Consider the following 11,022-nt stretch of genomic DNA (forward strand, 5'->3'; position numbering starts at 1 on the left):
TTTACTTTCTAGAAGGTTAGTAAGCGCGTGTATAACCACACGAGTCTTGACATTTAGTCCGTTTCATTCTGATGCTATTGAAAATGAGACTGGCATCTGTGAAATTGTGATAGGGAGCGAATCAAAGGATAAGAAAATGAAACAAATTTTCAAACAAGGACTCCACCTCGAAGGCGCCGCGATGTCGTCGAATGCAGGTGCGCGCGCTGCTGGTTTGCGTTACAGTGCATTCATCGGCAATCGACTACGCAGGGGGAGTCATGACTAACAATTTCGCGCCGGGTTCGGCGTTAGAAACGGCCGTGCTGGGCGGCGGCTGCTTTTGGTGTCTGGAAGCGGTCTATCTGGAGGTCAACGGCGTCACGCAGGTCGAATCCGGCTACACCGGCGGCCAGCAGCCCGACCCGACCTACGAGCAGGTGTGCGCCGGCGCCACCGGCCACGCCGAGGTGGTCAAGCTGAGCTTCGACCCGGCCGTGGTCAGCTACCGCGACCTGCTGGAGATCTTCTTCACCCTGCACGACCCGACCACCCTGAACCGCCAGGGCAACGACGTCGGCACCCAGTACCGCTCGGTGATCTACCACCAGTCGCCCGAGCAGGAGGCCACCGCGCGCCAGGTGATCGCCGAGATGGCCAACGTTTGGGACGCGCCCATCGTCACCGAGCTGGCGCCGGCGCAGACCTACTACCGCGCCGAGGATTACCACCAGGATTATTTCCGCCAGCATCCGCTGCAAGGCTATTGCGCCTTCGTCGTCGCGCCCAAGGTGGTCAAGCTGCGCAAGGTTTTCGCCCACCGGCTCAAGCCGGCGGCGGCGGGCTGAGCGCGGCCGCAGCCGGGTCGGCCGGATACATGTAGCGGCGCGACCAGGGCAGGTTGGCCGGATCGCGGCCGGCCTTGCCGCACACCACCTGGTACAGGCTGATCAGATCGTGCCTGAACGCATAGCTGCAGCCGGCCAGGTAGACGTGCCAGATGCGGAAGCGCTTGTCGCCGGCCAGCGCGCGCACGCGCTCGGCGTTGGCCTCGAAGTTGTCGCTCCAGATGGCGCAGGTGCGGGCGTAGTGGCGCCGCAGGTTCTCCACGTCGTAGACCTCGAGGGCGCCCTGCTGCATCGCCTTGAGCACTTGGCCGAGGTGCGCCAGCTCGCCGCGCGGAAACACGTATTTGTCGATGAAGTCGCCGCCGCCGTAGGGCGTGGCGCCGTTGTCCGGGTCGGTCGAAGTGATGCCGTGGTTGAGCGCCAGGCCGTCCGGCGCCAGCAGCTTGCCGATGCCGGCGAAGTAGGCCGGCAGCTGGCGCCGGCCGACGTGTTCGAACATGCCGACGCTGGTGATGCGGTCGAACTCGCCGCGCACGTCGCGGTAGTCCTGCAGGCGGATCTCGACCAGGTGTTCCAGGCCGGCCTGGCGCACGCGCTGGCGCGCCAGTTCGTACTGGTTCTGCGACAAGGTGACGCCGACGCCGCGCGCGCCGTAGCGCTCGGCCGCGCGCAGCAGCAACGCGCCCCAGCCGCAGCCGATGTCGAGCAGGCGCTGGCCGGGGCGCAGCTCGACCTTGCGCAGGATGTGGTCGATCTTGTCCCGCTGGGCGGTGGCCAGGTCTTCGTTGCCCGTCTCGAAATAGGCGCAGGAGTAGACCATCGCCGGGTCGAGGAATTGCTGGTAGAACTCGTTGGAGACGTCGTAATGGTAGCGCACCGCCTCGGCGTCGTGGCCGCGGCTGTGGCCGAAGTTGCGCGCCACGCGGGCGAATTTCCCTTCGGTCTTCAGGCTGGCGCGGGCCAGCGCGTTGACGATGGCGATCATGTCCTTGGCCCGGCCGCGCACCTCGATGTCGCCCTCGACATAGGCGCCGCCCAGCTTGGCCAGGGACGGCGTCAGCAGAAAGCGCGCCGCCGAGGCGCGCGGCAAGCGGATGGTGACGCGCGGCGCCTCCTGGGAAAAGTCGATCTGCTGGCCGTTCCACAATTCGATGCGCAAGGGCAGCGCGATTTGCCGGCGCACGCCGGCGATCCAGCTACTCAGTCGGTTTTGCAAGAACATGCCGGCCTCCCGCATGGCGGCGCGCGCGCCGCCGGTGGATCAACGCGACCGGCCGCCGGCGCTTACGGTTGCAGGCGTTCGATCACCCAACTGCCGTCGGCCTGCCGCACATAGACGATGCGGTCGTGGAAGCGCGAACGGCGGCCCTGCCAAAACTCGATGCGCTCGGGCACCAGGCGGTAGCCGCCCCAGTGCGCCGGCCGCTGCGGCTGCGCGCCGGCGGCGGCGCTGGCGGCGTCGAAGTTGGCCTCCATCTGGGCGCGGCCGGCGATGCGCTCGCTCTGTTGCGAGGCGATGGCGCCGAGCTGGCTTTGCAGCGGGCGGCTGTAGAAGTATTTGTCGTTTTCCTCATCGGAGGTTTTGACGACCCTGCCTTCGATGCGCACCTGCCGTTCCACCTCGCTCCAGAAGAATAGCAAAGCGGCGTGCGGGTTGTCGCGCAGTTGCCGGCCCTTGTGGCTGGCGTAGTTGGTGTACCAGGTGAAGCCACGGTGGTCGTACTGCTTGATCAGCAGGATGCGCGAGCTCGGCTTGCCGTCGGCGCCGACGGTGGCCACGCTCATCGCGTTGGGCTCGTTGACCTGGGCCTTGATGGCCTCGTCGAACCACTTGGCGAACTGGGCGATCGGGTCGGCCAGCACGTCGTCCTCCATCAGCGTGGCCTGGCTGTAGTCCAGCCGCAGGCCGGCCAACGCCTCGCCGCTGGCCGGCGCCAGGCCGCGCCGCGCCTGCATGGCCTGGCCCAGCTCGGCCATCTGCGCGGCGCTGAAGATACGCTTGGCCATCGGCGCCAGGTTGCCTTCCTCCTTGGCCATGTGGGCTTCGTAGGCGGCGACGAAGCGTTGCACGTCGGCCGCCGCCAGGCGGCCCTCCATGCCGTTGGCGATGTCGTTGAGCTGGGCCTGCAGCACGGCCCAGTCGGCGTCCATGCGGGCGTGGTCGGCCAGGATCTCCGGCACCAGCGCGGCCAGCAGGGTGGCGTCGGCGTCGCGCGCGGTGGCCTGCAGCATCGGCATCAGGTTCTGCTCCTCGTCGGCGTGGTGCAGGTGGGCGGCGTGGTTGAAATATTTCAGCACCGCCTGGGCGGCCTTCTGCGCCGCCGCGTCCGCGCCGTGCCGGGGCAGGTGGGCCAGCAGATTGTTCAGCGTCAGCAATTGCTTGCGGATGCGGTCGTGGCAGTGTTTGAGGACGGCGATGGGCTGGTCAAAGCCGGGCGCGGTGTCAATCAGGGATTCGCTCATGGGACTCTCGGGATGGTGGGTGGCGCGGACAGGCTGCCTGGGCCGGCGCGGCCGGCAAAAAAGCATTGTAGGATAATCTCTCCGCCGCGTCCGTTAAAATGGCGGAATGAACATAACGGACATCAAGAATATGCCAGACACTGCCGACGATATCGACTTCGAGCGCCGCTTCGGCGGGATCGGCCGGCTATACGGCGGCGCCGCGCTGGCGCGCTTCCGCAGCGCCCACGTTTGCGTGGTCGGCGTCGGCGGCGTCGGCTCCTGGGTGGTCGAGGCGCTGGCGCGCAGCGCCATCGGCCGGCTGACCCTGATCGACCTGGACAACGTTGCCGAATCGAACATCAACCGGCAGATCCAGGCGCTGAGCGGCACCATCGGCCAGGCCAAGATCGCCGCGCTGGCCGAGCGCATCGGCCAGATCAACCCCTTCTGCCAGGTGCGCCAGATCGAGGACTTCGTCAGCGCCGACAACCTCGACCAGATGATCGGCGGCCAGGGCTACGACTACGTGGTCGACGCGATCGACTCGGTCAAGGCCAAGACGGCGCTGCTGGCCTACTGCCGCGCCCAGGCGATTCCGCTGATTATGATCGGCAGCGCCGGCGGCCAGACCGACCCGACCCAGATCGAGGTGCGCGACCTGTCGCGCACCGAGCAGGAGCCGATGCTGAAAAAAGTGCGCAAGCTGATGCGCACCCAGTACGCCTTCCCGCGCGGGCTGAAGAACAAGTTCAACGTCGACGCGGTGTTCTCGATGGAGCGCCTGGTGATGCCGGAGAGCCCGGAGGTGTGCGGCATCGACGGCGACGCCGGCGACGGCGGCAACGAGGGCGGCGGCGTGACCGGCCTCAATTGCGCCGGCTTCGGCTCGGCGATGGTGGTCACCGCCACCTTCGGCATGGTGGCCGCCGGGCATTTGTTGCGCAAGCTGGCCGCCGAGGTGGCGCCGGCGCCGCAGCCGGCGCCGGCCGGCTCGGTCGGGCTGGCCGGCTTGGCCGAGCCGGTCGAGGCCGAACCGGGCTGATCGGGGCGTCGATGGCCAGGCGTCAGAGCTGGCGCGCCGCCAGCGTGCGGTACAGGCCGTCGGCCGCGCCGGACGCCATCAGCGCGATCCGCTCGACACGCCAGGTCAGCGGCGCGAAGGCCGCGTCCGGCGCCGGCGCCACGGCGTGGCGCGCCAGGGTGACGTGGGGGCGGAAGCCGCCGTGGCTGTCCGCCGCGAAGCCGGCCTGGCGCAGCGCCGCTTGCAGCCGCGCCTGCAGATCGAGCAGCGCGGCCGGCGGCCGCGTCATGCCGGCCCAGGCGATGCGCGGGCCGCTGAAATAACCCAGGCTGTCGAGGTGCAAGCGCAGCGGCGCCGGCGCCAGGCGCGCCAGCAGTTGTTCCAACGGCGCCACGGCGGCGTCCGGCTGGCGGCCGAGGAAGGCCAGTGTCAGATGCAGGTTTTCCACCGGCACGGCGCGGCCGCCGGCCAGCGGCTGCAGCCGCGCCAGCGCGGCGCGCGTGTCGGCGTCGGGCAGCAGGGCGAAAAAAAGCCGCTGGGCGGCGTCGGACTTGCTCATTTCGTATCCGGCTTTTGCTATGATTGGGCCGCGCTTTGTCCGCCATGGGCGGACGGAGATAGTCTATAACTCGTCGAAAGAATACATCATGAAGCCTTGCTCCATTTTATACGCCGCGATGCTGGCGCTGGCCGCCAACTCCGTCCAGGCGGCCCCGCTCGACCAGACCGAGCCGTCCGCGCCGCCCGCCAAGGCGGCCCACCCGGCCAAGGCCGTCAAGGCCGTCAAACCGGCCAAGGCGGCCCAGCCCGCTCCGGCGGGGGAGGCCGCCGCCGCCACGGCCGCCGCCCCGGCGGCCCAGCCGGCCGCAGCCGCCGAGCCGGCCTCCGTGGTGGCCGGCTCGGCCACGCCCGGTCCGGAAGCCGACAGCCTGATCATCACCGACGTCAAGGTCGGCGCCGGCAAGGAAGCGCTGAGCGGCAGCAACGTGACGGTGCATTACACCGGCTGGTTGTACCGTCCGCTGGCCAAGGGTTTGCACGGCAAGAAGTTCGACTCCTCGCGCGACCCGGGCCGCGATCCCTTCGTCTTCCCGCTCGGCGGCGGCAAGGTCATCAAAGGCTGGGACCAGGGCGTGATCGGCATGAAGGTGGGCGGCAAGCGCACCTTGATCATCCCGGGCGAGCTGGCCTACGGCTCGCGCGGCGCGCCCGGCGGCATGATCCCGCCGAATTCGGCGCTGATCTTCGACGTGGAATTGCTCGACGTAAAGTAAGTCCGTCACGCCGCCGCCACGCCGGCGGCGCGACTCCGCGCGGGGCGGGAAAAACGCGGTAGACTGGCTAGGCAAGCCTTCCATCGACTTTCCCGCGCGGAGAACAGCATGAACATCGCCAACGACGTCACCGCACTGATCGGCAACACGCCGCTGGTGCGCATCAACCGGCTCGCCGCCGGCAGCCCGGCGCAGATCCTCGCCAAGCTCGAATACTGCAATCCGGCGCACAGCGTCAAGGACCGCATCGGCCTGGCCATGATCGAGGCGGCCGAGGCGGCCGGCCAGATCCGTCCCGACACCATCATCATCGAGCCGACCAGCGGCAACACCGGCATCGCCGTGGCCATGGTGTGCGCCGCGCGCGGCTACCGCTGCACCCTGGTGATGCCCGACACCATGAGCCGCGAACGGCGCATGCTGCTGCGCGCCTACGGCGCCGACCTGGTGCTGACGCCGGGCGCCGAGGGCATGTTGGGGGCGATCCGCCGGGCCGAGGAGCTGGTCGAGTCCGACCCGCGCTATCTGATGCTGCAACAATTCAACAATCCGGCCAATCCGGAGGTGCACCGCCGCACCACCGCCGAGGAGATCTGGCGCGACACCGACGGCCGCGTCGACATTTTGGTGGCGGGCGTCGGCACCGGCGGCACCATCACCGGCGTGGGCGAGGTGATCCGCGCCTACAAGCCGGAGCTGCAGGTGGTGGCGGTCGAGCCGGAGGGCTCGCCGATGTTGTCGAAGGGGACCAAGGGGCCGCACCAGATCCAGGGCATCGGCGCCGGCTTCGTGCCGGCCGTGCTCAACACCCGGGTCTACAACGAGGTCATCGCCGTCAGCAACGACGACGCCTTCGCCACGGCGCGGCTGGCGGCCCACAAGGAGGGCCTGCTGGTGGGCATTTCGTCGGGCGCGGCGCTGTGGGCCGCGCTGCAGGTGGCGCAGCGGCCCGAGAACGAGGGCAAGATCATCGTCACCATCATCCCCTCGTTCGGCGAGCGCTACCTGAGCACCGCGCTGTACCTGAACCTGGCCGATTAGGCCTGGTCCTAGTGGGCGTGGCCGTGGCCGGCCGCCGGCGCCGGCGCCGGCTCGGTCAGGCAGCAGGCGTGGCTGGTGGTGCCGTGCTCGATTTGCAGGGTGCTGTGGTGGATGGCGAAATCGTCCTTCAAGCGCCGGCCGATGCTGTCGACGATGTCGTCGCCGGGATGGCCGTCGGGCATCACCAGGTGGGCCGTCAGCGCCGTCTCGGTGGTGCTCATGGCCCAGATGTGCAGGTCGTGCACGCCGCTCACGCCGGCCTGTTGGCGCAGGAACTGCTCGACGCCGGGCGCGTCCACATTGTCCGGCACGGCGGCCAGCACCAGGCGCAGCGACTCGTGCAGCAGCGACCAGGTGCTCCAGACGATCAGCGCGACGATGGCCATGCTGACCAGCGGGTCGAGCCAGCTCCAGCCGGTCGCCATCACCACCAGGCCGGCCAGCAGCACGCCGAGCGAGATGGCGGCGTCGGCCGCCAGGTGCAGATAGGCGCCGCGGATGTTGATGTCGTCCTTGCTGCCGGCCAGGAACAACCAGGCCGAGAAGCCGTTGATGGCGATGCCGACCGCCGCCACCAGCGACACCGTCAAGCCGGCCACCGGGTTCGGATGCAGCAGTTGTTGCACCGCCTCCCAGGCGATGGCGCCGCAGGCGGCCATCAGCAGCATCGCGTTGAACAGCGCCGCCAGCATCGACGTGCCGCGCAGGCCGTAGGTGTAGCGCTGGTTCGGCGCGCGCTTGGCCAGGATGGCCGCGCCCCAGGCCAGCATCAGGCCCAGCACGTCGGACAGGTTGTGGCCGGCGTCGGCCATCAAGGCGGTGGAGTTGGCGATGAAGCCGTAGCCGAACTCGACGCCGACGAACAGCGTGTTGAGCACGATGGCGATGGCGAAGGCGCGGCCGTGGCTGTTCGGGTCGCCGTGGTGGTGGTGGCCGTGGCCGTGCGAGTGGCCGTGTTGGTGTCCGCAACCCTTGGCGGCCGGCTTGGCCTGGCCGGCGGCCGGCTGGCCGTGGCCGTGAGCGGCTTCGGCGGCGTGCTTATGCTCATGTGCATGGTCGTCATGCTGGTGCGCCTCGTCGCCGTGCGCATGCGGGTGGTGGTGGCCGTGGTCCGGCCCGTGTGTTTGCTTGTTCATGCTTCGTTCCCGCTGGCTGGTTCGGCGATATGTTCGAGCATATCGCTCAGGACGCCGCTGATGTGGGCATCGGCGGCGGTATAAAAGACTTGTTTGCCCTGGCGCTCGGACTTGACGATGCGGGCGGCGCGCAACAGGCGCAGGTGGTGGCTGACCAGCGAGCTGCTCAGTTGCAGGCCGCCGGCGATGTCGCTGACGGCGATCGGCGTGTGCAGGCAGCACAGCACGATGCGCAGCCGCGTCGGGTCGCCCAGCAGGTGGAACAGATCGGCCAGTTGGGCGATGGCGGGGTCGGATTCGGGATAGGAGGTCATGGCTAACATATGAATAGGTGTTCATATGTTAGTCGTGATTGGATGTTTTCGCAAGGAAAAGGTGCCACGCGGGCGGCGGCGCGGGGAGGCTGGCCAAGCCCCGAGGCGGAAACGAGCTCCGACCCCGAGGCGGAAACTGGGGTCGGACCCGCGGGGTCCGACCCCGGCTCTTTGCCGATGGGGTTTGCCGACGTTCCCGGCGGCGCGGTGTTTAGGGCTTTTGCAGCTCGCTCTGGAGCAGGGCGCGTGTCTTGGGATCGAGCCTGGCGACGGCGCGGGCCAGCTTTTCGCCGTCGCGCAGGGCGCTGGTTTGTTCGGCCGTCAGGGCGCGATCCCGCACCACCACCGTCGCCGGCGGCGCCGGCTTGAAGAAGACGGCCTGGCCGGCCAGCGTCAGCGCGGCGCCGAGCACGGCCATGCCGGCCGCCGCCGCCAGCAGGCGCGGCTCGCCGGCCTGGAACAGGCCGGAGCGGGTGGCGATCGGCCGGCCCGGGGCCGCCGGCACGACGGCGGCGGGGCCGTTGCCCGGCGGCGTGGACTGCGCCGCCGTTGCGCCCGGCGCCGCGGCCGCCGCCAGCCCGGCCGCCGCCCGGCTCTGCGTCAGCAGTTCCCGCGAGGCGGCGTCGAGCAGGGCGATGTGGCGCTCGACCGCCTCGGCCAGCACCGCTTCGTTCAGGGCCACCAGCGCGAAGATCGGGTCGTCGAGGTCGATCCGCACGCCGGTTTTCTCAAAGACCAGGCTGCGCAGCTTGTGCTGGTCCATGGCTTACCACTGCACCTTGTCGAGTTGCTCGAACAGGTCGCGGAACACCACCTTGACGCGCTGCTTCTCCATGACGTTGAACTTGTCGCTCGCGCGCACCTCGTCGAAGGTCAGGCGCGCCGTGTTCATCTTCTTGATGTCGGCGCCGAAGGTGTCGTTGTTGCGCGCCGACAGGACGACGCGGCCGCACACGCGGGCCGAATTGTCGGCGTAGGTCTGCGACTCGTTGAACTGCTTGCCGGCGGCCGACTGCAACAGGCCGAAGTGCTCGTTCTCCCACAGCACCAGCGGCACCGCGGTGGCCTTGGCGGTGGAGACGAAGCCCATCGCCGTGTCGTGCAGCGTGTCGCCGCCGCCGACGATGGTGTGGATGTAGACCTTGCGGCCCGATTCCTGCAGCAGCGCGAAGCAGTCGTTCTCGATCAGGTAGCCCATCAGCGGCGAGAAGGTGTTGGCGCCGTTGTCGACGACGCAGTTGCCGTCCTCTTCGAGGATGTCGATCATCAGCGCGTCGAAGCGCTTCGGGTCGATGGTGCGGCTGTCGGTCATCACCGGCACATGCTTGACCCCCATCGCCTTGTAGCGCGAGAAGGTGGCGTTCTCCTGGTCGGTGTCGTAGCAGCGCAGCGGCGTGCCGTCCTTGCCGGCGAGCCATTGCGCGAGGATGGTCGACACCAGGGTCTTGCCGATGCCGCCCTTGCCCTGGAGGATGAAATGTACCGTGTTTTGCATCGAATTGCTCCCTGAGTCGAACTGGAAAATCAAAACCGTCAATGACAGCGCGCCGAGCCGCTGTCCTGTGTCTGTTGCGCCGGAAAGTCCCGCGGCGCCGGGTCGGCCGCCGCCGGGAAGCGCCAGTCGTAGCCGTCCCCGCGCGGCGCCGGCCTGGGCACGCCGGTCTGGGCGTTGTCGCGCACCTCGCTGGGCGGGCGCGGCCATAGCATCGGCGTCAGATAGGCGCCGCCGGTGCCGACGACGAACTGGCGCAAGCCCCGCTCGGCGTCGAGCCGGCCGTCGGCGTCCTGCGGCGCGAAGCGCTCGTGGTCGTGGCCGTGGCCGGACCGCACCAGCTCGGCGCCGGCCTGGCGCGGCAACCGCCAGGCCGTCCGCATGTGCGTGCCGGGCGCGTGCCCGCCCGAACTATACAGCGGGGCGTGCCAGTAGGCGAGGGTGCAGTGGCTGGGATGGCGCGCCAGGTCGTCTTTTAACCACACAGCTGGGCTTGGTGGGCGGGGGGCGGATAGCCATGTGGCCTTCAGGGTAATAGTTTTATGGCCTGAAGGCAACCCGGCGCCGCCGCGCCGGCGCCGCCTATGCGATGAAGCGCAGCAGGCCCTGCAGGGCGTGGCGCACGGTCTGCTCGCGCACCGCCGCGCGGTCGCCGGCGAACACCAGGCGTTCGGTGTGGACATGGTCGGCGTCGGCCCAGCCGAAGCAGACGGTGCCGACCGGCTTGCCCGGCACCGCGCCGGTCGGGCCGGCGATGCCGGTGGTCGAGACGGCGAGGTGGGCGTTGCTCGAGGCCAGCGCGCCGCTGGCCATGGCCGCCGCCACCTCCTCGCTGACGCTGCCCAGCTGGGCCATCAGCGCGGCCGGCACGTCGAGCAGCTCGGTCTTCGAGGCGTTCGAGTAGGTGACGAAGCCGCAGTCGAACCAGCCGGTCGAGCCGGCGATCTCGGTGATGGCGGTGGCCACGCCGCCGCCGGTGCACGATTCGGCCGTCGCCAGCAGCAGGCCTTTGGCGTGCAGGGCGCGGCCGACCTGGGCGGCCAATTCGAGTATGTCTGTGCTCACGGGGGCTCCTGTGTGTGGTCGCGATGGGGATCCGGGCCGGGCCGGGGTGCCGGTCCACTGTATCACGCGGCGCCGGCGGCGGCCAGCGCCGGGCTGGCGTGCGGACTGGGCCGTTATCGCCGCGCCAAGCTTGTGAAAAAACTTCCCCAAGCGATTTGAAAATGCGTACACTCGTTTGGGCGGCCGCGTCGATGCCGGCGCGCGTCCACCGCCTTGCCGAATGCTAGTTGGCTAGTTGGCTGGCTGGTTGGCTGCTTGTTCCGCGCGCGCCCGCCGTCGTCGTGCGCGCCCCCTTCCTAGATAGACCGCAGTTTTCTGGCTCGTCCGCTATGGCGCTGTTGAACAGGTCGACCGTTGTGCTGATGCCGGCCGCGCGCCGGGGCGCCGTGCCGTGGCCGGCCGCGGGG

14 protein-coding genes and 1 pseudogene are annotated in these 11,022 nt (G+C 69.0%); 5 read left to right on the forward strand and 10 right to left on the reverse strand.

Going from position 1 to position 11,022, the window contains the following annotated elements; genetic code table 11:
- Both H7U20_RS30025 and msrA read left to right on the forward strand, forming a co-directional pair.
- Window positions 1-268: hypothetical protein (locus H7U20_RS30025; RefSeq protein WP_233410429.1), on the forward strand; the 268-nt coding region annotated here is incomplete at its 5' end.
- On the forward strand, window positions 261-827 hold the full coding sequence (gene msrA, locus H7U20_RS01570) for a peptide-methionine (S)-S-oxide reductase MsrA (RefSeq protein WP_199517865.1): 567 nt from the start codon (window positions 261-263) through the stop codon (window positions 825-827). The genes H7U20_RS30025 and msrA, both read left to right, overlap by 8 nt.
- On the opposite strand, the gene H7U20_RS01575 is transcribed toward msrA, so the two are convergent.
- Window positions 805-2,049 carry an SAM-dependent methyltransferase gene (locus H7U20_RS01575; protein ID WP_199517866.1) on the reverse strand — a complete coding sequence of 415 codons (1,245 nt, stop codon included), beginning with the start codon at window positions 2,047-2,049 and terminating at the stop codon, window positions 805-807. The two genes, msrA and H7U20_RS01575, sit on opposite strands and share 23 nt — an antisense overlap.
- Before the next feature lie 62 nt (window positions 2,050-2,111).
- A complete protein-coding gene (pdxH, locus tag H7U20_RS01580) occupies window positions 2,112-3,290 on the reverse strand; it encodes a pyridoxamine 5'-phosphate oxidase (protein WP_199517867.1) in 1,179 nt (392 codons plus the stop codon).
- 130 nt (window positions 3,291-3,420) lie between these two features.
- Between pdxH and H7U20_RS01585 the strand changes: the two genes are divergently transcribed.
- Window positions 3,421-4,314 carry a tRNA threonylcarbamoyladenosine dehydratase gene (locus tag H7U20_RS01585; protein ID WP_199517868.1) on the forward strand — a complete coding sequence of 298 codons (894 nt, stop codon included), beginning with the start codon at window positions 3,421-3,423 and terminating at the stop codon, window positions 4,312-4,314.
- A 22-nt stretch (window positions 4,315-4,336) separates the two neighbouring features.
- On the opposite strand, the gene thpR is transcribed toward H7U20_RS01585, so the two are convergent.
- Window positions 4,337-4,852: an RNA 2',3'-cyclic phosphodiesterase gene (gene thpR, locus H7U20_RS01590; protein WP_199517869.1), complete on the reverse strand. Its 516-nt coding sequence runs from the start codon at window positions 4,850-4,852 to the stop codon at window positions 4,337-4,339.
- A gap of 88 nt (window positions 4,853-4,940) precedes the next feature.
- Between thpR and H7U20_RS30840 the strand changes: the two genes are divergently transcribed.
- Together H7U20_RS30840 and cysK are read left to right on the forward strand one after the other, a co-directional pair.
- Window positions 4,941-5,567: an FKBP-type peptidyl-prolyl cis-trans isomerase gene (locus H7U20_RS30840; protein ID WP_370593044.1), complete on the forward strand. Its 627-nt coding sequence runs from the start codon at window positions 4,941-4,943 to the stop codon at window positions 5,565-5,567.
- Between the two features lie 108 nt (window positions 5,568-5,675).
- A complete protein-coding gene (cysK, locus tag H7U20_RS01600) occupies window positions 5,676-6,608 on the forward strand; it encodes a cysteine synthase A (RefSeq protein WP_199517870.1) in 933 nt (310 codons plus the stop codon).
- 95 nt (window positions 6,609-6,703) lie between these two features.
- Here cysK and H7U20_RS01605 read toward each other — a convergent pair.
- The 7 genes and pseudogenes from H7U20_RS01605 to H7U20_RS30035 form a co-directional block, all read right to left on the reverse strand.
- A pseudogene (locus tag H7U20_RS01605) lies at window positions 6,704-7,744 on the reverse strand (cation diffusion facilitator family transporter); the annotation flags it as partial.
- Window positions 7,741-8,058 carry an ArsR/SmtB family transcription factor gene (locus H7U20_RS01610; RefSeq protein ID WP_199517872.1) on the reverse strand — a complete coding sequence of 106 codons (318 nt, stop codon included), beginning with the start codon at window positions 8,056-8,058 and terminating at the stop codon, window positions 7,741-7,743. The gene H7U20_RS01610 and the pseudogene H7U20_RS01605, both read right to left, overlap by 4 nt.
- A 211-nt stretch (window positions 8,059-8,269) precedes the next feature.
- Entirely contained in the window at window positions 8,270-8,821 is a 552-nt protein-coding gene (locus H7U20_RS01615) for a hypothetical protein (protein WP_199517873.1), read from the reverse strand.
- A gap of 3 nt (window positions 8,822-8,824) precedes the next feature.
- Window positions 8,825-9,553 carry a P-loop NTPase family protein gene (locus H7U20_RS01620; RefSeq protein ID WP_199517874.1) on the reverse strand — a complete coding sequence of 243 codons (729 nt, stop codon included), beginning with the start codon at window positions 9,551-9,553 and terminating at the stop codon, window positions 8,825-8,827.
- Window positions 9,554-9,591: 38 nt separating this feature from the next.
- Window positions 9,592-10,035 carry a metallophosphoesterase family protein gene (locus tag H7U20_RS01625; RefSeq protein ID WP_199517875.1) on the reverse strand — a complete coding sequence of 148 codons (444 nt, stop codon included), beginning with the start codon at window positions 10,033-10,035 and terminating at the stop codon, window positions 9,592-9,594.
- Window positions 10,036-10,132: 97 nt separating this feature from the next.
- Window positions 10,133-10,615, reverse strand: a complete 483-nt coding sequence (locus tag H7U20_RS01630; RefSeq protein ID WP_199517876.1) for a CinA family protein — start codon at window positions 10,613-10,615, stop codon at window positions 10,133-10,135.
- Between the two features lie 223 nt (window positions 10,616-10,838).
- On the reverse strand, window positions 10,839-11,022 hold a 184-nt coding region (locus H7U20_RS30035), incomplete at its 5' end, for a hypothetical protein (protein ID WP_233410430.1).

Source organism: Rugamonas violacea (genome assembly GCF_016461825.1).
In the GTDB taxonomy this organism is placed as follows: Bacteria; Pseudomonadota; Gammaproteobacteria; order Burkholderiales; family Burkholderiaceae_D; genus Rugamonas.

Coding starts and splice junctions, on each gene's coding strand:
- H7U20_RS01575 (WP_199517866.1), bottom strand. CDS start 2,049: ATGTTCTTGCAAAACCGACTGAGTAGCTGGATCGCCGGCGTGCGCCGG.
- H7U20_RS01620 (WP_199517874.1), bottom strand. CDS start 9,553: ATGCAAAACACGGTACATTTCATCCTCCAGGGCAAGGGCGGCATCGGC.
- H7U20_RS01585 (WP_199517868.1), top strand. CDS start 3,421: ATGCCAGACACTGCCGACGATATCGACTTCGAGCGCCGCTTCGGCGGG.
- thpR (WP_199517869.1), bottom strand. CDS start 4,852: ATGAGCAAGTCCGACGCCGCCCAGCGGCTTTTTTTCGCCCTGCTGCCC.
- H7U20_RS30840 (WP_370593044.1), top strand. CDS start 4,941: ATGAAGCCTTGCTCCATTTTATACGCCGCGATGCTGGCGCTGGCCGCC.
- pdxH (WP_199517867.1), bottom strand. CDS start 3,290: ATGAGCGAATCCCTGATTGACACCGCGCCCGGCTTTGACCAGCCCATC.
- cysK (WP_199517870.1), top strand. CDS start 5,676: ATGAACATCGCCAACGACGTCACCGCACTGATCGGCAACACGCCGCTG.
- H7U20_RS01610 (WP_199517872.1), bottom strand. CDS start 8,058: ATGACCTCCTATCCCGAATCCGACCCCGCCATCGCCCAACTGGCCGAT.
- H7U20_RS01615 (WP_199517873.1), bottom strand. CDS start 8,821: ATGGACCAGCACAAGCTGCGCAGCCTGGTCTTTGAGAAAACCGGCGTG.
- msrA (WP_199517865.1), top strand. CDS start 261: ATGACTAACAATTTCGCGCCGGGTTCGGCGTTAGAAACGGCCGTGCTG.